The organism is Burkholderiaceae bacterium (genome assembly GCA_024235995.1).
In the GTDB taxonomy this organism is placed as follows: domain Bacteria; phylum Pseudomonadota; class Gammaproteobacteria; order Burkholderiales; family Burkholderiaceae_C; genus Ottowia.
On record JACKLI010000001.1, the window covers coordinates 3,449,211 to 3,471,451 of the forward strand.

A 22,241-nucleotide genomic window follows, 5' to 3' on the forward strand; every position below is an offset into this window, starting at 1 on the left:
CGAGCGGTCGCACCGGCCTGGTTAGCTATCGTCGTGATAGCTGATTGCGCTTGTCTGGCACTGGCTGGCAACCTATTTGTCCTGCAAAAGCGCAAGAACCCCCGAATCACTAAAATCAGCTCCGCCACCCCCGCCCACCCGGCCGGGGGTTTTTGTCGTTTCTGCTTTCCGATCTTCGATGCAACTGCCCAAGCTCATCCCCGGCAAACGCCACGCCCTGCCGCGCCCGCCCGGCTCCAGCGATGCGCTGTGGCTGGCCGCCCTGGCGGCGCGCGAGCAGGCGGCCGGGCAGCTCACCGCCATCGTCACGGCCGACGCCTCGGACGCGCGCCGCCTGCAGGACGAGCTGGCCTTCTTCGCGCCGCAGCTGCGCGTCACGCTGTTCCCAGACTGGGAGACCCTGCCCTACGACAGCTTCTCGCCGCACCAGGACCTGATCAGCGAGCGCCTGGCCACGCTGTGGGCCATTCGCCAGCGCCAGACCGACGTGGTGCTGGTGCCCGCCACCACGGCGCTGTACCGGCTGGCGCCGCCCGGCTTTCTGGCCGGCTACACCTTCGACTTCAAGCAGGGGCAAAAGCTGGACGAGGCGGCGCTGAAGGCGCAGCTCACCCTGGCCGGCTACCAGCACGTGACGCAGGTGGTCAGCCCCGGCGAATACGCGGTGCGCGGCGGGCTGATCGACTTGTTTCCGATGGGCTCGCCGCAGCCCTTCCGGGTCGATCTGTTCGACGACGAGATCGACTCGATCCGCGCGTTCGACCCCGACAGCCAGCGCAGCCTGTACCCCGTGCCCGCCGTGCGCCTGCTGCCGGGGCGCGAGTTTCCGATGGACGAGGCCGCGCAGGCGCGCTTTCGCAGCCGCTGGCGCGAGCTGCTGGAGGGCGACCCCACGCGCAGCCGCCTCTACAAGGACATGGGCAACGGCGTGGCCAGCGCCGGTATCGAGTACTACCTGCCGCTGTTCTTCGAGCACACGGCCAGCGTGTTCGATTACCTGGGCGAGCAGGCCACGCTGGTGCTGCATGGCGATCTGGAAGCGGCCTTCCAGCAGTTCACGCAGGACACGCGCGAGCGCCACCGCCTGGCCCAAGGCGACCCCGAGCGGCCGGTGCTGCCGCCCGAGGCGCTGTTCCTGAGCGCCGAAGACTTCTACCTGGCCGCCAAGCCGCTGCCTCAACTGGCGCTGCGCCCCGGCATTGCCGATGTGGGCGAAAGCGCCTTCGCGCAAGCGCTGCCCGACCTGACGGCCACGCGCGGCGCCGACGACCCGCTGGCGCGCCTGCAAGCCCACATCCGCACCAGCGCCCAGCGCGTGCTGGTGCTGGCCGAAAGCGCGGGCCGCCGCGAAAGCCTGCTGGACTTTCTGCGCGCCAGCGGCCTGAACCCGCCCGCCTTCGACTCGCTGGCCGAGTTCGAGGCCAGCGACGAAAAGACCGGCATCGCCACCGCCGCACTGGCCCAGGGCTTTGCCTGGCTGGCCGGCGGCATCGACTTCGTCACCGAGTCCGAGCTGTTCGCGCAGGGCGCCACCACGCGCCGGCGCAAGAAGCAGGAGCAGGAGAGCGACGTCGAGGCGCTGATCAAGGACCTGAGCGAGCTGAAGGTGGGCGACCCTGTGGTGCACACCCAGCACGGCATCGGGCGCTACCGCGGCCTGGTCAACCTGGACGTGGGCGCCACCAACCCCGACGGCAGCGCCGCGCCGCAGGAGTTTCTGCACCTCGAATACGCCGGCGACGCGGTGCTGTACGTGCCGGTGTCGCAGCTGCACCTGATCGGCCGCTACACCGGCGTGTCGGCCGAAGAAGCGCCGCTGCACAAGCTGGGCAGCGGCCAGTGGGAAAAGGCCAAGCGCAAGGCCGCCGAGCAGGTGCGCGACGCAGCCGCCGAGCTGCTCAACATCCACGCCCGACGCGCCGCGCGCGAGGGCCATGCCTTCCGCTACTCGGCGCACGACTACGAGCAGTTCGCGGCCGACTTCGGCTTTGAGGAGACGGCCGACCAGAGCGCCGCCATCCACGCCGTGATCCAGGACATGATCAGCCCGCGCCCCATGGACCGGCTGGTGTGCGGCGACGTGGGCTTTGGCAAGACCGAGGTGGCCCTGCGCGCCGCCTTCGTGGCCGTCACCGGCGGCAAGCAGGTGGCCCTGCTGGCGCCCACCACGCTGCTGGCCGAGCAGCACTACCTGACCCTGGCCGACCGCTTTGCCAAGTGGCCCGTCAAGGTGGCGCAGATGAGCCGCTTTCGCAGCGCCAAGGAGGTCAATGCCACCCTCAAGGGCCTGGAAGACGGCAGCGTGGACATCGTGGTGGGCACGCACAAGCTGCTGAGCGAAAAGGCGCACTTCAAGAACCTGGGCCTACTCATCATCGACGAGGAACACCGCTTCGGCGTGCGCCACAAGGAGGCCATGAAGCAGCTGCGCGCCGAGGTGGACGTGCTCACGCTGACGGCCACGCCCATCCCGCGCACCATGGGCATGGCGCTGGAGGGCTTGCGCGACCTCAGCGTGATCGCCACCGCGCCACAGCGCCGGCTGGCCATCAAGACCTTCGTGCGCAACGAGGGCACCGGCGTGATCCGCGAGGCGGTGCTGCGCGAGCTGAAGCGCGGCGGGCAGGTCTACTTTCTGCACAACGAGGTCGAGACCATCGAGAACCGCCGCCAGGCGCTGGAGAAAATCCTGCCCGAAGCGCGCATCGCCATCGCCCACGGCCAGATGCCCGAGCGCGAGCTGGAGCGCGTGATGCGCGACTTCGTGGCGCAGCGCCACAACCTGCTGCTGTGCTCCACCATCATCGAGACCGGCATCGACGTGCCCACGGCCAACACCATCGTCATCGCGCGCGCCGACAAGTTCGGCCTGGCCCAGCTGCACCAGCTGCGCGGGCGCGTGGGCCGCAGCCACCACCAAGCCTATGCCTACCTGCTGGTGCCCGAGATCGAGGGCCTGACCAAGCAGGCCGCGCAGCGCCTGGACGCCATCCAGCAGATGGAGGAGCTGGGCAGCGGCTTCTACCTGGCCATGCACGACCTGGAGATCCGCGGTGCCGGCGAGGTGCTGGGCGAGAACCAGAGCGGCAACATGATGGAGATCGGCTTTCAGCTCTACAACGAGATGCTGGCCGAGGCCGTGCGCAGCCTGAAGGCCGGGCGCGAGCCCGACCTGCTGGCCCCCATGCAGGCCGCCACCGACATCAACCTGCACGCCCCCGCCCTGCTGCCCAACGACTACTGCGGCGACGTGCACCTGCGCCTGTCCTTCTACAAGAAGCTGGCCACGGCCAGGAGCAACGAGCAGATCGACACCCTGGTGGAAGAAATCGTCGACCGCTTCGGCAAGCTGCCACCGCAGGCGCAGACCCTGATCGACGTGCACCGCTTGCGCGTGCTCAGCCAGCCCTACGGCGTGACCAAGGTGGACGCCGCGCCGGGCGCGATCAGCATCCACTTCAAGCCCAAGCCGCCGATCGACCCGATGGCCATCATCCATCTGATCCAGAAGAACCGCGCCATCAAGCTGACCGGCAACGACAAGCTGCGCATCGAGCGCGCCTTGCCCGAGCCGCGCGAGCGCGTGCAGCTGGTGCGCGACGTGCTGCGCAGCCTGGGGCAGCCCGTCACCGCTCCGCAGGCAGCCGCCGAGCCCACCGCCGTATGATCCCTTGCATCGCCCGGGTCACCCCATGTTTGAAGCCGCCCCCATCACCGCCGCCGACAAGCCCACGCTGTACCGCGAGCTGGCCCGCCAGGCGCAGGGCCTGCTGCACGGCGAGCACAACCTGATCGCCAACGCCGCAAACTTTGCGGCCCTGGTGTTCCACGCCCTGCCCGACATCAGCTGGTGCGGTTTTTACCTTGCCGAAGGCGACGGCCTGGTGGTCGGCCCCTTCCAGGGCCCGCCGGCCTGCGTGCGCATTGCCCGCGGGCGCGGCGTGTGCGGCGCGGCAGCCCTGTCGCGCCAGACGCAGCTGGTGCCCGACGTATCGGCTTTCCCCGGCCACATCGCCTGCGACGGCGCGGCCCGCTCCGAAATCGTGGTGCCGCTGGTGCATGCCGATGGCGCGCTGCTGGGCGTGTGGGACGTGGACAGCCACACCCTGGCGCGCTTCGACGACGACGACCGGGTGGGCATGGAGGCCCTGTGCAGCGAATTCATGCACGCGCTGGACTGATCGCCCTCGCCTTGGCGCTGGCCGCCCTGCCGGCCGCGGCGTTCGACGACGCCAGCGCGCGCGCCTTTGCCGACAGCGTGGTGCGCGCGGGCGATGCCGGCGGACGCGCCTTTGCCATCGTGGACAAGCCCGGCGCCACCGTCTGGGTGTTCGACCGCCAGGGCCAGCTGCTGGAGCGCAGCGCGGTGCTGGTGGGCCAGGCCCCGGGCGACGTGGCGCCGCCGGACATCGGCACGCGGCCGCTGTCCAAGGTCAGGCCCAGCGAGAAGATCACCGCCGCCGGCCGCTACGTGACCGAACCCGGCCGCAACGCGCAGGGCGAGGACATCGTCTGGCTCGACTACGACGCCGCCCTATCCATGCACCGCGTGCGCAACGTGCCGGGCGAGCACCGCCCCGAGCGCCTGCGCACGCCGGGCACGGCCGACAAGCGCATCTCCTTTGGCTGCATCAACGTGCCCACGCGCTTTTACGACCGCCGCATCGACCCGCTGTTTGCCCGCTCCTCCGGCGTGGTCTACGTGCTGCCCGAAACGCGCGCGCCGGGCGAGCTGTTCGGCTTCGCGGCCGGGCTGAACCGCTAGAATATCAACCATTTCGGCCTGCAGCCCGCATATGGACTGCGCAATAAGCTTCCATTTTTATAGCTAATGAGCACGCCCAGCCCCGCCCATGAGATCAGCCCCGGCCTGGTGCTGCGCGGCGTGCGCCCGCCGCTGGCGCTGCGTGAGTACAAGCTGATCGCCTTCGACATGGACTCGACGCTGATCAACATCGAGTGCGTGGACGAGATCGCCGCCGCCGCCGGCCGCCGCGCCGAGGTGTCCGCCATCACCGAGGCGGCCATGCGCGGCGAGATCACCGACTTCAAGGACAGCCTGCGCCGGCGCCTGGCGCTGCTGGCCGGCGTGAGCGAAGCGCACCTGGCGCACGTGTACCGCGCCCGCCTGCGCCTGAACCCGGGCGCCGCCGAGCTGGTGCTGGCCTGCAAGGCGGCGGGGCTGAAGGTGCTGCTGGTGAGCGGCGGCTTCACCTACTTTGCCGACCGCCTGCGCGATCGCCTGGCGCTGGACTTCGCGCGCAGCAACCGGCTGGAGATCGTGGACGGCAAGCTCACCGGGCGCCTGCTGATGCAGGACTGGGGCGACATCTGCGACGGCGCCATGAAGCGCCAGACGGTGCTGGACTGCTGCAGTCTGATCGGCTGCACGCCCGCGCAGGCCATCGTCATGGGCGACGGCGCCAACGACCTGGAGATGATGGCCGTCGCCGGCCTGTCGGTGGCCTACCGCGCCAAGCCCCGCGTGCGCGAGCAGGCCCGCGTGGCGATCGACCTGGGCGGGCTCGACCGCCTGCTGGAAGTGTTCGAGCCGCCCGCGGGCTGAATCAAGCCGCCACCGCCGGCAGCCCCGACAGCGCCTGCGCCAGCTCGCGCTCGTCGTAGTGCTCGTCCTTCAGATTGCCCGAGAAATACGCCTGGTACGCGCTCATGTCGAAGTGGCCGTGCCCGCTCAGGTTGAACAGGATGGTCTCGGCCTTGCCTTCGCGCTTGCAGCGCAGCGCTTCCTCGATGGCGCCGCGCACCGCGTGGTTGGCCTCGGGCGCGGGCACGATGCCCTCGGCGCGCGCAAACTGCACCCCGGCCTCGAAGCACTGGTTCTGCGTGTAGGCCACGGCGTCCAGCAGGCCCAGCTCCTTGCAGTGGCTGATCAGCGGCGCCATGCCGTGGTAGCGCAGGCCCCCGGTATGAAAGCCCGGCGGCGTGAAGGTGCTGCCCAGGGTGTGCATCTTGGTCAGCGGCACTCGGTCTCGTTGCTGGGCGAGGCGATGCAGCGCGCGCCATAGGTTTCCATCAGCGCGCGGCGGTAGGGCTTCTGGTCGTAGCTCACGCGCACCTGGTAGATCGTGACGTCCAGCCCGAACATCTCCCCGGCCATGGCCAGCGAGCTGCCCCACTGGCCCGCGCCGGTCTCGGTGGACTGGCGCTTGACGCCCGCCTGCGCGTTGAAGAAGGCCTGCGGGATGGCGGAGTTGGGCTTGTGGCTCCCGGCGGGGCTGACGCCCTCGTACTTGTAGAAGATCTTGGCGGGCGTGCCCAGCACCTTCTCCAGCCGGTGGGCGCGAAACAGCGGCGCCGGGCGCCACAGGCGGAACACCTCGCGCACCGGCTCGGGGATCTCGATCTCGCGCTCGGTGCTGACCTCCTGCTGGATCAGCGCCATCGGAAACAGCGGCGCCAGGTCATCGGGCCCGATTACCGCTTGCGGGGAAAACGCCAGCAGCTTCTTTATTTGTAGCAGATCAAGTGTCCGGCGCGAGCTGCTCGGCCCATTCGTACAGGGCCTCCAGCACGCCCTGGCCACGCTCGTCCTCGGTGGTTTCGGCCAGCGCGTCGACGCGGTCGAACAGCGCGGCCAGGGTCAGCGCGCCGCCCTCGCCCGCCATCAGGCGCGCGCTGCGGTGCGCCTGCCATTGCGCCTGCTCCGCCGCATTGAGCGTGGCGGGAAAGTTGCGCGCCCGATAGCGCAGCAGCAGCTCGGCCAGGCGCTCATCGTCGAAGCCGGTGCGCGCCAGCGCCAGCTCGGGCCCGCCCAGGCCGCGCAAATGGTTCAGGCGCCGCCGGTCGGCATCGCCCAAAAAGCCGCCGTACAGGTCCTCGTCCACGTCCACCGCGCCCGCAGCGGCCGGCCGCGCATACACCTGGGCCCACAGCGCGCTCAGATCGGGCAAGGCGCGCAGGCGCTCGAAGTGCGTTTGCGCCACGCCAAAGTCGATGCCCCAGCGCGCGGCCAGCTCGGGCCGCAAAGTCTTGAGGTTGCCGATGACGATGGGCGACTTGTTCAGGTGCACACCCTTGATGGCCAGGCGCGTCACGCCCTCGGGCAGATCGGCCGCGGCGGTGAACAGGCGCGCGCGCACCTCGTCGGGTTTCAGGTCGGCCAGCTCGGTGGGGTCCGCACTCAGGTCCCAGGCCAGCAGCTCGTTCTTGTTGCTGGGGTGCATGGCCAGCGGCGCCATCACCGCGATGCAGCCGCGCGCGGCGCCAAAGCGGCCACTGACGTGCAGAAAGGGCCGTGCCTCGCGCAGCGTGGTAGGCAGGCCCAGTTCCTGCGCCGCGCGCTCTTTTTTTCGTAGCGCCAGGCAAAACTCGAACAGCCGGGGGTTGGTCGTGCGGATCAGGCGCGCCAGCGCGATGGTGGCACGCACGTCCGACAGCGCGTCGTGCGCGCTCTCGTGCGCCAGGCCGTTGGCGGCGGAGAGGCGCTCCAGCTTGAAGGAGGTCGTGCCGTCATCGGCCTGGGGCCATTCGATGCCCTCGGGCCGCAGCGCGTGGGCGCAGCGCACCACGTCCAGCAGGTCCCAGCGGCCGCAGCCGTCGCGCCATTCGCGCGCGTAGGGGTCGATCAGGTTGCGCCACAGCAGAAAGCGCGTCACCTCGTCGTCGAAGCGGATCGAGTTGTAGCCCACGCCGATGGTGCCTGGCGCGGCCAGCGCGGCGTTGATGCGGTCGGCAAATTCGTGCTCGGGCACCCCTTTGGCGGCGCACTCCTGCGGCGTGATGCCGGTGATCAGGCAGGCCTCGGGCTCGGGCAGGCGGTCTTGCGGCGGCTGGCAGTACCACATCATCGGCGCGCCCACCTCGTTCAGATCGGCATCGGTGCGGATGGCGGCAAACTGCGCCGGCCAGTCGCGCCGCGGGTTGGTGCCGAAGGTTTCGTAGTCGTGCCAGAGGAAGGTGGGTGCGGACATGGCGGCAAGCATACCCAAGCCCGTCACGCCAGCGGGCCGAGCGCGGCCGCCAGCGCGTCGAACACCGCCCGCAGGCGGGGCGTGCCGCGCAACTCGCGGTGCACCACCAGCCAGCACGGCATGGGCGCAATGCTCATTTCTGGCAGCACGCGCATCAGTTCCGGCCGGCGCTCGGCCACCGGCCGGGGCGCCACGCCAACCCCCAGGCCCGCGCACACGGCCTGCCAGGCCAGCGCCGAGTGGTCGGTGCGGATGGCAAAAAAATCGCGCGCGACCCGGTAGCCGGCGCGGGCGAAGCCGCGCAGCATCAAGCCATTCTGGTCGTCGCCGATCCAGCTGTGGCGCTGCATGGTCTCCTCGGTCACCGGGCCATGCGCCGCGAGGTAGTCGCGGTGCGCGTACAGCCCCAGGGGCAGGTCGGCCATGCGCCGCGCGATCAAGGCGGACTCCTGGGGGCGGAACATGCGCACGGCGATGTCGGCCTCGCGCCGCAGCAGGTCGGCCACGTGGTCGCCCGGAGCCAGCTCGATCTGGATTTCGGGGTGCGCCTGCCGCAAGGGGCGCAGCGCGGGCAGCAGCAAATGCTGGCTCACCATCTCGCTGGCGGTGATGCGCACGGTACCCGCCAGGCCGAGGGCGCGCTGCTCCATCGCCAGCGCCATGCGCTCGACCTGCTGGCTCATGCGCCGCGCCGGGCCCAGCAAGGCGCGCCCAGCCGGCGTGGGCGCCAGGCCCCGCGGCGAACGCTCGAACAGCGCCTGCCCCAGCGCCGCCTCCAGTTGCGCCAGCCGCCGGCTCAGGGTGGGCTGGCTGTCGCCCAGTTGCAGGGCAGCGCGGCCGAGCGAGCCGGCTTCGGCGGCCGCCAGGAACGCCTGCAACAGGCGCCAGTCGATGGTCTTGAGCGGATGGGGGGTCACGCCGGTCATCATGGAGCCATTCATATTTGAATCTCGGTGATTCTATTTCTCCACTTCCGCTTCGACGGCTCGGCGCCCATCATCGGCGCCATGACACCCGACCCGATCCGCCCCACCCATGCCCGCAAACACCTGATCGTTGGCAACGGCCCCATCGGCCGCGCCACGGCGCAAAGCCTGCACGCCCAGGGCGAGGCCGTCGTCCTGGCCAGCCGCAGCGCGGGTGGCCCGGGAGTGCCCGGCGTCGCCCAGTTGCTGCTGGACGCACTGGACGGCGCGGCCCTGCGCGCGGCCACCCAGGGCGTGAGCCACCTCTACCTGACCCTGGGCCTGCCCTACCAGGCGGCGGTGTGGGAGCGCAACTGGCCGCGCATCCTGCACAACGCGATCGACGCCGCGCTGGCCCATGGCGCCGGCCTGATCTGGTTCGACAACCTCTACGCCTACGGGCCGCTGCCGCTGCGCGTGCCGATGCGCGAAGACCACCCGCTCGATCCACCCTCCCGTAAGGGCAAGGTGCGCACCCGGCTGCTGGCCATGCTGCACGAGGCGGGCACGACCCGAGGCCTGCGCTGGCTGATCGCCCGCAGCGCCGACTTCTACGGGCCCGACGTGCGCCTGTCGATCCTCTACGTCGCGGCGATGGAGCGCCAGCTGCAGGGCCGCGCCGCCTTCTGGCTGGGCCGGCCGGACCAGCGCCACAGCTTCACCTACACCCCCGACGCGGGCCGGGCGCTGGCGCAGCTGGCGCTGGACGATGGCGCGTGGCAGCAGAGCTGGCACCTGCCCACCGCCAGCCCGGCGCCCACGCCGCGCCAGCTGCTGGCCGAAAGCGCGCAGCTGCTGGGCGCGCCGACGGCGGTGCGGGCCTTGCCCGCCGCGCTAGCGCGCTGGCTATCGCCGGTGAACGGACTGATGCGCGAGGTGGCCGAGATGCTGTATCAGAACCAGCAGGACTACGTGTTCAGCAGCGAGAAGTTCGAGACGCACTACCCCGACTTTCGGATCACGCCCTATGTGCAAGGGCTGGCGGCGATGGTGGACTCGCTGCGCACGGCGCCCTGAAAGGCGGACCTCACATGCAGACAGGGGCGCGCCTCGCGTAAATGCCGGAAAAAAGGCCCGGAGAGAATCCGGGCCTCGGTAGGTGGTGGTGGGGTGGAACCCCGCGCCAAACCTATGTAACTCAGCGCCTTAGAGCCGCTGCGAACTCCTGCGGAAAGGTGCGGAATCCAGCCCCAACTGCCAACAATCCTACCAGTTCTGCCCGGCCGAGGTCATCAGCCAAGTGCCTAAGCCAGGACGCCAGTTCGATTCCCATTTGCGGAATTGAACCCGCGTCCGCAACTCCGGATCGGTTGGCATGGCTTCACTCAGCCGACCCGGCTCCGGGAAGGACCGCGTGCTTCCGAAGTAAGCGCCGGAAGAATGCTTCGATCCGTTCTGCCGACCCGTGGCCGGTGAGCTCGTTGGCCCCAAAGCGATAGACCTCGTACCCGGCGAGCCGGAGGTCACGATCGGCCGCCACCATGTCCGCGTACCTGGCGAGGGATGGCTTCCCGTCCTCAGCGAAGTGCTGAGATCCGTCAACCTCGACGACCACACGGCCTGCGTCACTAAAGAGGAGCAGGAAGTCCATGCGTTGCCGAGACAAGCGCCCAGCCCCACCGAGCTGTGCCAGCGTGTATGGGTCGTAATGCAGATAGACCTGCGGAACGAGGGCTGGCAGCTTATCGCCGAGATCCTTGAATGCCCGGTAGTAGACGCTGAATACGTTTCGCTCGCCGTCCGATGCAAGGGATGCCATCAGACGTTGAGAAAGCGATCGCCGCGCATCCGATTCGTCCTGGATGCCTTGCCGTTCCTTCCACCAAGAGAGCATCTCCTCCTTGGTAAGTCCGTTGGCCTGAATCGGGCGGTCGTAAACGAGGCAGTGCTCTTCATTCCTAACGATTCGGATGTCGTTATTGATGGCATCCTGGATGACGATCTCGGGCTTCGGACCCGTTGACGCGAAAATCAAATTCTTGGGTGCGCCAGATACGCCACCAGTGATTCGATTCACCGCGAACGCCGAATGTCCTGAGATGCTCCCCGATGGCCTTAGCTGGAAGCCGTCCGCCTTGAGGAGAGTATTCAGCTTCTCAACGAGCTGCGTCTGCTCCTTTCCTCTTCGGGCATTCGGAGAGACGACCGCCTCAACCAACTTGAAGAACAGTTGTCGGGAGCAGCTCAGTGCGCCCACCACCTCGAGCAATTCAGCGTTGGTCCAGTCGTCGTTGTTCACGCAGTGCCGTATGACGGACTCCTCCAAATTTGCCTCGAAGCCCGCGCCACGCATTTCGGGTAATGGCCAGATCTTGGACAACTGCTCGACAAGCGGGAGCTCCCCGAAGAGATCCACGTCGTTCAGCAGCTTGAGGATCGAGCGCCGCGTAAGTTCAGTGACTGTCTGACCGTCGCTCGACTCATCCAACAGTCTGAGAAATTCGCTCAGCGAAAAACTGACGTGATCCTGTTCAACCTGGCGTGCGAGCTGGAGAAGCTGATCGTTGCTCAATCCTTGGAGACGGCTTCGCACGTACACGCGCTTGCTGGAGTGCGCTTCGCTACCCGTCCCGGTCGCCAAGCCGAGCCGCTCGCATTCCGCCGGCAAGTCATACGCCTTTACTGAATGAAGGGTAGCGGCGATCAGTTCGATCAAGTCAGGCCTTTTGCCCTTGAGCAGTGGGCTTACGTCTCGCGGTGTGCTGCTGGGTAAGTTTTGCGACATCGAATCTGTTTCCCTGATCAGTCACTGGCCCATAACCGCTCGTCATCCTGGGTCGCTGCCCAGAAGTCATCGAACAGCGCCAGCTTGGCTTCGTCCTTGGTTGCGTAGGTCTTGGTGCTGAACCGGCTGCCGATCCGGTACGGGATGTCCGGCAATCCGTACTTCGCCAGCGTCTCTGGCTTGAGGTGAAGCTCTGCGAAATTTTGCATGGCGCCCGTACCGATCCTTTTATCGCTGCGCCAATTGTGGTTATCACAATGCGACGCACACACAAATCAAAATAGAGTCATGGACAGATTCTAGGGCAGACCATATACTTTCCGCAATAACCAGCACAAGCATTCGCTAACCCGAACGAGCCAGCCAGGATGTCGAACGAACAGCTTGCAGATCTAACCCAGCCACAACGCGACCGGCTCGCGTTCGTGGAGTTGCGCGTGCGCTTCATCGGGGAGATACGCCGTCAGGACTTGGTCACTCGGTTTGGCATCCAGTCCGCCGCCGCATCCAGGGATCTGGCGCTGTACAAGGAGTTGGCCCCGGGCAACATCGACTACGACCCCAAGGGCAAGTCCTACGTCATGGGGCCGGATTTCCGGCCCGTGTTCGACTTCCCCCCGGAGCGGGTGCTGTCGTGGCTGACCCAGGGCTTTGGCGACGGTGAGCCGATGCGGCTCAAGGCGTGGGTAGCCAGCGAGAGCCCGTCACGGCTCACGCATCCGGATCTGGATGTGCTTGCGAGCGTGACCCGTGCGATTCACCAGGAGTGTCCGCTCGGCATCGAGTACCACTCCATCTCCAGTGGCCGCACCGAGCGGGAGGTCGTCCCGTTCGCGCTGATCGACAACGGCCTCCGTTGGCACGTCCGCGCCTTCGACCGGAAGTCGCAGGAGTTCCGGGATTTCGTCATCACCCGGATCAAGCACCCGGTGGTGCTCAAGGGGCAGCCCGTAGCGCCCCACGAGATGAGCGATCAGGACATTCAGTGGACACGGATCGTCGAGCTCGAGTTGGTGCCGCACCCGGACCAGCCCCGGCCTGAGATCACCGAGATGGATTACGGCATGCAGGACGGCGTGCTGCGGATGAAGCTGCGCGCTGCCACCGCCGGTTACATCCTTCGCCAATGGAGCGTGGACTGCTCCCCTGACCACAGCTTGCGCGGGCACGAGTACCGGTTGTGGCTGAAGGATCATCTGGCCATCTACGGTGTGCGCAATGCCGTGCTGGCGCCGGGCTACCGCTCCCCTGATCAACAGCGGCTCGAAGCCGAGTCGGACTGAGGGAATGAGCATGCTCGCAAAACTCGAACGACTCATCGGCGAAATCGGCGACCTCAACAGCAAGTTGATCCTGCTGGTCGGTCCCAGCCGCAGTGGCAAGACCCAGCTGCTCCGACAATTGAGCGCCAAGCTCAACATCGAGCCGCTCAACGTTGGCCTGGAGCTGGGGCGCCGTTTGGCAGCCACGCCGAACAACAAGCGCGGCTTCTCGGCAGGCGAACTGCTGCGGGAGATTGCGGACAAGGAACGAACGGAAGACCCGCTGTTGCTCGACAACCTGGAGTTGTTGTTCGAGCCGGGTCTGCAGATCAACCCGCTTGACCTCGTCAGGCGGCTGGCTCATTCCAAGCGCGTCGTGGCCGTCTGGCCTGGCGAGCTGCGCGGTGATCGCTTGGTGTACGCCGACATGAGCCATCCAGAACATCGTGACTACAGCCGCGACGGCGTGGTCGTACTCGAAATTTGACGCTACGGGGAAGAGAGAACCATATGGCCAAGAACATGAAATACGGAGATCTGATCCAGTTCGAGCAGATCGAGTCAGTCATTCAGCTGCTCGATGCCGGACGCCCGGACGAGGCCAAGAAGCTCGTCGCGACCTACGTCATCTCCGATGACATGGCCGAGCGGATCTCCAAGCTCATGGTTCCCCAGCTCAGTTTCGACGACTCGGTCGATCACAAGGGCGTGCTGATCGTCGGCAACTACGGTACCGGTAAGTCGCACTTGATGTCGGTGCTGTCGCTGGTGGCAGAAGACGCCGCTTACGCGCCGATGATCCGCCACCCGAAGGTCGCCGAAGCGGTTGCCCCGATCGCCGGTCGCTTCAAGGTGCTGCGCATCGAGGTGGGTGGCCTGCAGATGCCGCTGCGCCAGATCATCACCCTGCAGCTTGAGCGTTTCCTGGAAAAGCTCGGCGTCGACTACACCTTCCCGACCGCCGACAAGGAGCTCAACAACAAGGACTCCTTCGAGGAGATGATGGCCGCGTTCGCGGAGAAATTCCCGGACCAGGGCGTGCTGCTGGTTGTCGATGAGTTCCTCGAGTACCTGCAGTCCCGCCGCGATCACGAGCTGGTGCAGGACTTGGCCATCCTGCGTCAGATCGGCGAAGTCACCAAGCACCTGAAGTTCCGCTTCGTGGCCGGTGTGCAGGAGGCCATCTTTGACAGCGTGCGCTTCCAGCATGTGGCCGACAGCATGCGGCGGGTCAACGAGCGCTTCACCCAGATCCTGATCGACCGCCAGGACGTGAGCTTCGTCGTCTCCGCGCGCCTGCTCAAGAAGACGGCTGACCAGCAGAACAAGATTCGCGAATACCTCACGCCATTCGCCAAGTTCTATGGCTCCATGAACGAGCGCATGGACGAGTACGTGCGGTTGTTCCCGGTTCACCCAGATTACCTGAAGACCTTCGAGCAGATCCACTTCACCGAGAAGCGCGGCGCGCTCAAGACCATCGAGGCCGCCATGCTGGCCATCCTCGACCAGGAAGTGCCCGCCGACAAGCCGCTGTTCATCAGCTACGAGAGCTTCTGGAACACCGTCAAGGCCAACTCGGTCCTGCGCGCCGACCCGAACATCAAGGAGGTCATGCGCGTCTCCGAAGTATTGGAGTCGCGGGTCCAGCAAGCCTTCACGCGCCCGGCCTACAAAGCCATGGCGCTGCGCGTCATCAACGCCCTAGCCGTCCACCGACTGACAACTGGCGGCGACATCCATGTGCCCATCGGCCCCACAGCCGCCGAGCTGCGCGACGCCTTGTGCCTGTTCCAGCCGGGCGTGGAGGACATGCCGGGCGATCCGGCCGAGAACCTGCTGTCGATGGTGCAGACCGTTATGCGGGAGGTGCTGAAGACCGTCAACGGCCAGTTCATCTCCAAGGCGCCGGACACTGAGCAGTACTACCTCGACCTCAAGAAAGACATCGACTACGACGCGCAGATTGAAAAACGCGCCGAAGCCCTTTCCGATGACGCGCTGGACCGCGCCTACTACAGCGCCATCAAGGCGCTGATGGAATGCAGCGACGACCTGCGTTACCCCGGCTTCCAGATCTGGCAGTACCAGATCGAGTGGCAGGAGCGCCGCGTCGAGCGCATGGGCTACCTGTTCTTTGGCGCGCCCAATGATCGCCCCACGGCGCAGCCCGAGCGCGACTTCTACATCTACTTCATCCAGCCCTTCGACAAGCCGAAGTTCAGCGACAACAACCTGGCGGACGAAGTGTTTTTCCGTCTGAAGTCGCCGGACGAGGACTACAAACGCTACCTGTCGCAATACGCGGCGGCACTGGATCTGGCATCCACCGCCAGCGGCGGCGCCAAGGCCATCTACCTGTCCAAGGCCCAGGACTCGCTGCGGTCCATGAGCAAGTGGCTGCAGGAAAAGCAAATGACCGCGTTCGAGGTCACCTACCAGGGCAAGACCAAGACGCTGCAGGACTGGTCCAAGGGCGTGTCCCTGCGCGACCGTGCGCGACTGGGCCCGGACGAGCGCATTAACTTCCGCGACGTGGTGAACATCGTCTCCGGCCTGGCACTGGGTCAGCGCTTTGCCGACATCTCGCCCGAGTACCCCACGTTCTCGGTGCTGGTCACCGAGGCCAACCGCAAGCAACTGGTGGGCAATGCACTGCGCGCCCTGGCCGGCGGCACTCGCACCAAGGATGCGCTCGCCGTACTCGATGCGCTGGAGTTGCTCGATGGCGACCGCGTCGATCCGGCCAACTCCCGTTACGCGCAGGAAGTGCTCAATCGCCTGAAGGCCAAGGGCCACGGCCAGGTGCTCAACCGCAGCGAACTGCTGTCGGGTACGTCCGACGTCGAGTATTTCGCGCCGATCAAGTACCGGCTGGAGCCTGACCTGCTGGTTACTGTGCTGGGCGGGCTGGTCTACTCCGGCGACATCGTGCTGTCGATCACCGGCGACAAGATCGACTCCGGCAAACTGACCCAGCTGGCAGAACGCTCGCTGGAGGAACTCAAGCAGTTCAAGCACGTTGAGGCGCCCAAGGAGATCAACCTCGCGGTGCTGCGTGCCTTGTTCGAGTTGTTCGACCTGCCGTCCGGTCTGGCCCAGAAAGCCAGCCAGGGCGACACCGAGCCGGTCATCAAACTGCAAGAGAAGGTCAGCGCGCTGGTGCCGCGTGTGCTCAAGGCCGGTTCCGACCTGCAGCAAGGCAAGCTCGGCTTCTGGGGCCAGAACCTGCTGCGCGAAGAAGAAGCCAAAGATTGGCACGTCCGGCTGGATTCGCTGAAAAAGTTCACCGAGTCGCTGGCGCCGTACAACACCGTCGGCAAGCTCAAGAACCTGCGCGTCACGCAGGAAGATCTGGACGGCCAGAAGAAGAATCTGGAGATCCTGGCCGCCGTCGAGCGTCTGCTCGAACTGGTGGTGGAGTTGGGCAGCACGGCGTCCTACCTCTCGCAGGCCGAGATGGTGTTGCCCGCCGAGCACCCGTGGGTGAAGCAGGCCGAGACCGCCCGCAAGGCGCTGCAGGAAAAGCTGAGTCAGGACCGCACGGCCGAGCACGCGGCCGAATACCGGCAGACGCTCAACCAGCTCAAGAAGGACTACGTCACCGCCTACATCGCCAGCCACAGTAAGGCGCGGCTGGGCGTGGCTGAGGACAAGACCCGCAACGCTTTGCGCAAGGACGACCGCCTGCTGGCGCTGCGCGTGTTGGCCGGCGTGTCGCTGATGCCCACCAGCCAACTCACCGCCTTCGAAGAATCCCTGAATGGCCTGAAGAGCTGTTCCTCGCTGGATGAGCCGACCCTGGCCACGGCTGCCGTCTGCCCGCACTGCCAGTTCCGCCCCTCTGCCGAACAATTGGAGCTGATCCCGGCGGCCAACCGCCTGCACAAGCTGGACGACGATCTGGATCAGTTGGTGGCCAACTGGCAGCAGACCCTGCTGGAGAACCTGGAAGACCCGTTCACGCAGGACAGCCTGGGCTTGTTGCCGCCAGCATCCAAGAAGCTGATCGACGCCTTCCTGGCCTCGCGCAAGCTGCCGGACCCGATGACCAGCGAGTTCGCTAACGCCGTGCAAGAGGCGCTGTCGGGGCTGGAGAAGATCGCGGTCAAGGGCGACGAGATCAAGCAGGCACTGCTGCAAGGCGGCTCGCCGGCCACGCCGGACGACCTGCGCAAGCGCTTCGACACCTTCATGAACGAGCGCTGCAAGGGCAAGGACGCCACCAAGTTGCGCTTCGTGATCGAGTGACGCGACGTGATCACGCGGGCATGACAACAAGAATTTGAGGAACGACTGATGAGTGATCTTTTCCAGAAACACGCGGCCAAGTCCGGCCCCGTTGAATGCCTCGGGCAGACGTTCCCGAGTGATGGGGCTCGCCGCGAGCACTACCTGAAGCTGCTTGCCGAGAAGCTCAAAGATCCAGCGTTCCGGAAGATCGAAGGTTTTCCTATCGGCTCGGACGAGAACATTCTGGCGCTATCTGATCCACCGTACTACACGGCTTGCCCTAATCCCTTCATAGAGGATTTCGTCAAAACTCATGGCAGGCCATACCAATCTGCGGAGAAGTACAGCAAGGAGCCATTTACATCTGATGTAAGTGAAGGGAAAAACGACCCAATTTACACGGCACATAGTTACCACACAAAGGTGCCACACAAGGCGATCATGCGGTACATCCTGCACTACACCATGCCGGGTGATTTCGTTCTGGACGGATTTGCCGGCACTGGGATGACTGGTGTGGCTGCAAGGCTTTGCGGAGACAAAGCAGTTGTTGAATCGCTCGGTTACAAAGTTGATCAAAACAAAAACATCCTCGCGCCAGCCGGTGACAATAAGGGTGCTTCGTGGGTCATATTCTCCAAGCTGGGGGAGCGTCACGCAATACTGAATGATCTATCGACTGCAGCCACCTATATATCCCACAACTACAACTCGCCAATCGACGTTGATGCGCAAGATGTACGGGCTCGTGACGTCATTCGACGGATAGAAACAGAATTTGGGTGGATGTTTCAAACTCTGCACCAGCCTTCCGAAGATCAAATCAATTCAGCTCTAAGAGAAATAGAAGCGTCAAGCCATCCTCAGCTGACTGGTCGCATTGGCCGAATTAACTACACCGTATGGTCTGATGCCTTCTCCTGTCCTGAATGCGCATCTGAGATTATCTATTGGGATACAGCCGTAGATAAGAGGGCGATCTCAATTTTGAAGTGCAACACCCTCACATGAGGTAAGTTGCACCGATGGGAACACGATACAAACAACTGCAGGCTGAAGAGCGCATGACGCTGAGCTCGCTGCACCAGCAAGGCTGGAGCCTTCGGGCCATGGGGCGACTGATGGGGCGCAGCCCCAGCACCCTGTGTCGCGAACTGCGGCGCAACAGCAGCGATAGCGGCTACGCCAGCAGCAGCGCCCACCACGCATATCTGAAGCGCCGCATCGATGCCCGACCCTTGCCCAAGCTGCATGCCGATGGCGCTTTGTGGCAGACGGTTTGCACGCTGCTCAGCTGGTGCTGGTCGCCACAGCAAATTGCCAGCACACTCAGGCGCATGCATCCCGATGAGCCCGCCTGGCACGTCTCGCACGAGACGATCTACGACACCATCTACGCCTACCCACGCGGGGAGCTGCGCCGCCAGCTCATCGCCTTGCTGCGCCAAGGCAAGAGCACGCGCAGGCCCCGCTCTGCGGGCCAGGATCGACGAGGGAAGATCCCTGACATGGTGAGCATCCATGTGCGCCCGCCCGAGATCGAAGACCGCCTGATGCCCGGGCACTGGGAGGGCGATCTGATCAAGGGTGCGGGCAACCAGTCTGCGGTCGGTGTGCTGGTGGAGCGTACAACGCGTCTTGTGCTGCTGTGCAAGATGCAGAGCAGCACGGCAGAAAGTGCGCTGGCGGCGTTCTCGGCCAAGCTCAATGCGGTGGCTGCGCCGCTGCGCAAAACGCTCACCTACGACCAGGGTCGGGAGATGGCGCGGCACAAGGCGCTCAGTGAGGCCACGGGCGTGAAGGTGTACTTTTGCGATCCGCACAGTCCTTGGCAAAAGGGCAGTTGCGAGAACACCAACGGATTGCTGCGCCAGTTCCTGCCCAAGGGCACCGATCTGTCGGTGCATGACCAAGATGCGCTGGACTCGATTGCCGACTTGATGAACAACCGACCCAGGCAGACGCTGGGATGGGACAGTCCCTACCAAGCTTTCAAGCGCATCATGACGGCCATCAGCGAGAAAGATTCGGCTACGATTCATTGATTCTCAACCACTGGTGTTGCACTTCAGAGTTGAGATCGCCCATTGATTGAGAAGATCGAGGCGCTACCCGTTACTCGCTATGTTCCCAGTGAGAACATTCCAAAGGGCGACAAGACAAGTGACCCATTAAGCGTTGGGATCACAAAGCAGCATCATTTCTACACAAGGAGAAATCTGGAGGTATTGGCCGCTTACAGAGATTTGACGCGCCCACTGAGTTACGCATTCAACCTCACATCTACGGCGCAAGTGGCGTCTTTAATGTATCGATTCCGTTCACAGAACGGGAGTCTTGGTGCGGGCGGTGGCCCAATGAATGGAACACTTTATGTGCCGTCGCTCATCAAGGAAATTCCGGCCATAAAACTACTGAAAGAGCACATCGAAAAGACGTTCCGCATGAAGAGACTCATTTCGTCTCGCGGCGAGAACGTCGTATCAACAGGCTCCATGGGCAAGCTCTACAGTGTCAAAGACTCCTCGCTAGACTACATTTTTGTTGACCCTCCCTTTGGAGGAAACTTGATGTATTCGGAGTTAAATTTTCTCACCGAAGGATGGCTTGGCGTAAGAACAAACGCGAAACCAGAGGCGATTGAAAACAAAAGCCAAACAAAGTCTTTAGATGTATATCGACGACTTATGACTGGTTGCTTTGAAGAAGCCTTCCGAGTTCTTAAGCCTGGGCGCTGGATGACCGTGGAATTCTCAAACAGTCAGGCGGCGGTATGGAATGCTATTCAAACTGCACTGCAAGAGGCAGGATTCGTTGTTGCAAACGTCTCGGCGTTGGACAAAAAGCAAGGTAGCTTCAACGCTGTAAACAACAAAACTTCAGTGAAGCAAGACCTTGTTATATCGGCATACAAGCCTAATGGCGGACTTGAAGATAGGTTCGCAAAAACTGGTGGAAGCGAAGATTCGGTATGGGATTTTGTTCGAACACATCTGCAGTATCTGCCTACAGTAAAGACTCGGAATGGCGAGCTGGAATTTATTTCGGAGCGTGACCCCCGCATTATTTTCGATCGGATGGTGGCCTGGTTCTTCCGGCACAACGTACAGGTTCCAATGTCTACTCAGGAGTTTCAGGCCGGTCTTATCCAGCGCTTTGTTGAACGTGACGGAATGGTCTTCTTGCCGGATCAGGTAGCCGAGTACGACAAGAAGCGTATGCAGGTGGCTATTGCACCGCAGATGGAGATGTTCGTTTCCGATGAGCGCAGCGCGATTGATTGGTTGACTGATTTCTTGAAGCGTCGCCCATCAACCTACCAAGAGATCCACACCGATTTCATCAGCCAGCTCGGGGCAGGCTGGAAGAAGCACGAGTCGAAGCCGGAACTTGCCGCCCTGCTCGAAGACAACTTCATTCAGTACGACGGCACGGGTGAGGTGCCGAGCCAAATCCACAGCTACCTCTCGACCAACCACAAGGATCTGCGCGGGCTGGAGAAGAATAGTCCCGCACTGGTGGCCAAGGCCAAGGATCGCTGGTACGTGCCCGACCCGAACAAAGCACAGGACCTGGAGAAGAAACGCGAGAAGGCGCTGCTCAAGGAGTTTGATCACTATCGAGCGTTCACGGGTCGCCGTCTGAAGGAGTTCCGCCTGGAAGCGCTGCGCGCTGGCTTCAGAACCGCGTGGGGCAATAAGGACTACCAGACAATCATCGACATCGCGGCCAAAGTTCCTGAGTCTGCGCTGCAAGAGGACGAAAAGCTGCTCACCCTCTATGACCTCGCGCTGACCCGTACCGAGGATGGTCTATGAGCACTTTCCAGGAGGTCAATGATGCATCGCTGATCAAACTCATCGGCGAGGCGCAGCAACGTGTGGTGTTTGTCGCGCCGGGCGTGCATCAGACCGTTGCGGAGGCGCTTGGACAGCGACTGGCCGAGATCGATCGACTGCAGGTCACTGTAGTGATCGATCCGGATGAGGATGTGTGCCGCATTGGCTACGGCGATGCCAAGGGACTTGAGTTGCTGAGCAGTTACGCCGACCGCCAGAGTTTTGCGTTGATGGCGCAGCCGGGGCTGCGGGTGGGTGTGCTGTTGGTGGACGATGTCACCTTGGTGTGGTCGCCGACACCGCGCTCGGTGGAAGCGGCCCCTGTCGGAAACGCTGCATCCCCCACCGAACGATCGCCCAACGGTCTGTTGCTAGGCGCGAATCCCGGGGAGCAATTGGCGCACGCTGTGTCTGCCGCCGGCACCGATACGCTCCCATTCGATGCGGAGGTCGGCGTAGAGGTGGTCACCAAAGAGATGGTGCAAAAGACACTGGATGGTCTGGCAAAGAATCCACCGATTCCGGTGGATCTGGCACGCATTACCCGTGTATTCAGCACCAAGCTGCAGTTTGCCGAGTTCACGGTGAAGGGAGCGAAATTCTCCAAAAGTCAGTTGAAGGTTTCGAACGACTACATGAACGCGGATATCCAAGGCGAGTTGAAGGGTCTGGTGGAATCCAGATTGCGCGCTTTTGGCGACTTTCGAGACGAGGAAGTCGAAGTACCGGCGTTCAGCAATGGCTATGAGGTGTTCGATAGCAGCCAGAAACGTTTGATTGAAAAGGTCAGCGAAGCGTCCCTGCAAAGGCAGCGCAATGAGCTGGAGCGCCGCTACCTGTTCAATGTGCCGGGTTTCGGCCGCCTGATCGCCAAGGACGACAAGCAAGACTTGGAGCGGTTGGTCGCCGCCTACCGCCTGCAGCTGGAAGCCTACTCAGAGGCGATTCGGCAGAAACTGGACGCGCAGGCGGGCAAGATCATCGATGAAGCTGCCAAGCTGATTGCCGAACGTGCGGCCCGGACGGGGTCCAAGCTGGATGAGAAACAACTTCGGGACAGTATTCAAAAAAGCCTGGATCGGACCAAAGATGAGGTGCCTGAGGTGAAGCTCGTGTTCAAGGATGTGACCTACGAGCAAACGAAAAACCCGGAGTTTCGTGCCAAGGTTGAAAAGGCCTTGCCAGCCGCCAAACGCAAGCAGATAGGCGATTGGAACCATGACTTTGATGCGGCCAAGGCAGCAGACGGCCAAGTCAATGTCAGTCATTCCTGAGAGCTGATCATC

Annotated in this window: 14 protein-coding genes and 3 pseudogenes; 12 read left to right on the top strand and 5 right to left on the bottom strand. The window is 64.0% G+C overall.

Annotation, left to right across the window (positions count from 1 at the left end; translation table 11 throughout):
- Positions 1-178 precede the first annotated feature (178 nt).
- From mfd to serB, 4 genes are all read left to right on the top strand, one after another.
- Positions 179-3,667: a transcription-repair coupling factor gene (gene mfd, locus H6927_16505; GenBank protein MCP5219693.1), complete on the top strand. Its 3,489-nt coding sequence runs from the start codon at positions 179-181 to the stop codon at positions 3,665-3,667.
- A gap of 25 nt (positions 3,668-3,692) precedes the next feature.
- On the top strand, positions 3,693-4,181 hold the full coding sequence (locus H6927_16510) for a GAF domain-containing protein (protein ID MCP5219694.1): 489 nt from the start codon (positions 3,693-3,695) through the stop codon (positions 4,179-4,181).
- Positions 4,160-4,765, top strand: a complete 606-nt coding sequence (locus H6927_16515; GenBank protein MCP5219695.1) for a L,D-transpeptidase — start codon at positions 4,160-4,162, stop codon at positions 4,763-4,765. The genes H6927_16510 and H6927_16515 overlap by 22 nt, the downstream gene beginning before the upstream one ends.
- Before the next feature lie 66 nt (positions 4,766-4,831).
- Positions 4,832-5,566: a phosphoserine phosphatase SerB gene (gene serB, locus H6927_16520; GenBank protein ID MCP5219696.1), complete on the top strand. Its 735-nt coding sequence runs from the start codon at positions 4,832-4,834 to the stop codon at positions 5,564-5,566.
- A gap of 1 nt (position 5,567) precedes the next feature.
- Here the strand turns inward: serB and H6927_16525 are convergent.
- The 3 genes and pseudogenes from H6927_16525 to H6927_16535 form a co-directional block, all read right to left on the bottom strand.
- A pseudogene (locus H6927_16525) lies at positions 5,568-6,403 on the bottom strand (pyridoxal-phosphate dependent enzyme).
- 79 nt (positions 6,404-6,482) lie between these two features.
- Positions 6,483-7,931 carry an exodeoxyribonuclease I gene (sbcB, locus tag H6927_16530; GenBank protein ID MCP5219697.1) on the bottom strand — a complete coding sequence of 483 codons (1,449 nt, stop codon included), beginning with the start codon at positions 7,929-7,931 and terminating at the stop codon, positions 6,483-6,485.
- A 23-nt stretch (positions 7,932-7,954) separates the two neighbouring features.
- Positions 7,955-8,872 (bottom strand): LysR family transcriptional regulator, encoded by a 918-nt coding sequence (locus H6927_16535; GenBank protein ID MCP5219698.1) that lies wholly within the window; start codon positions 8,870-8,872, stop codon positions 7,955-7,957.
- A 12-nt stretch (positions 8,873-8,884) separates the two neighbouring features.
- On the opposite strand from H6927_16535, the gene H6927_16540 reads away from it, so the two are divergent.
- Positions 8,885-9,913: an NAD-dependent dehydratase gene (locus tag H6927_16540; GenBank protein ID MCP5219699.1), complete on the top strand. Its 1,029-nt coding sequence runs from the start codon at positions 8,885-8,887 to the stop codon at positions 9,911-9,913.
- Between the two features lie 304 nt (positions 9,914-10,217).
- On the opposite strand, the gene H6927_16545 is transcribed toward H6927_16540, so the two are convergent.
- Complete coding sequence (locus tag H6927_16545) at positions 10,218-11,552, bottom strand: hypothetical protein (protein MCP5219700.1); 1,335 nt, start codon at positions 11,550-11,552, stop codon at positions 10,218-10,220.
- An 86-nt stretch (positions 11,553-11,638) separates the two neighbouring features.
- Entirely contained in the window at positions 11,639-11,830 is a 192-nt protein-coding gene (locus H6927_16550) for a hypothetical protein (protein MCP5219701.1), read from the bottom strand.
- A gap of 159 nt (positions 11,831-11,989) precedes the next feature.
- On the opposite strand from H6927_16550, the gene H6927_16555 reads away from it, so the two are divergent.
- The 7 genes and pseudogenes from H6927_16555 (at position 11,990) to H6927_16585 (ending at position 22,229) form a co-directional block, all read left to right on the top strand.
- Positions 11,990-12,904: a WYL domain-containing protein gene (locus tag H6927_16555; GenBank protein MCP5219702.1), complete on the top strand. Its 915-nt coding sequence runs from the start codon at positions 11,990-11,992 to the stop codon at positions 12,902-12,904.
- Positions 12,905-12,914: 10 nt separating this feature from the next.
- On the top strand, positions 12,915-13,370 hold the full coding sequence (gene brxF / locus H6927_16560; protein ID MCP5219703.1) for a BREX-3 system P-loop-containing protein BrxF: 456 nt from the start codon (positions 12,915-12,917) through the stop codon (positions 13,368-13,370).
- 35 nt (positions 13,371-13,405) lie between these two features.
- Entirely contained in the window at positions 13,406-17,134 is a 3,729-nt protein-coding gene (locus tag H6927_16565; GenBank protein MCP5219704.1) for an ATP-binding protein, read from the top strand.
- A gap of 48 nt (positions 17,135-17,182) precedes the next feature.
- A pseudogene (locus tag H6927_16570) lies at positions 17,183-18,088 on the top strand (DNA methylase).
- A 53-nt stretch (positions 18,089-18,141) separates the two neighbouring features.
- Positions 18,142-19,161, top strand: coding sequence for an IS30 family transposase (locus H6927_16575; protein ID MCP5219705.1), 1,020 nt, complete (start codon positions 18,142-18,144; stop codon positions 19,159-19,161).
- Between the two features lie 42 nt (positions 19,162-19,203).
- Positions 19,204-20,934 (top strand): annotated as a pseudogene (locus H6927_16580) (DNA methylase).
- On the top strand, positions 20,931-22,229 hold the full coding sequence (locus H6927_16585; protein MCP5219706.1) for a hypothetical protein: 1,299 nt from the start codon (positions 20,931-20,933) through the stop codon (positions 22,227-22,229). Before H6927_16580 ends, H6927_16585 begins: the two are co-directional and overlap by 4 nt.
- Positions 22,230-22,241 lie beyond the last annotated feature (12 nt).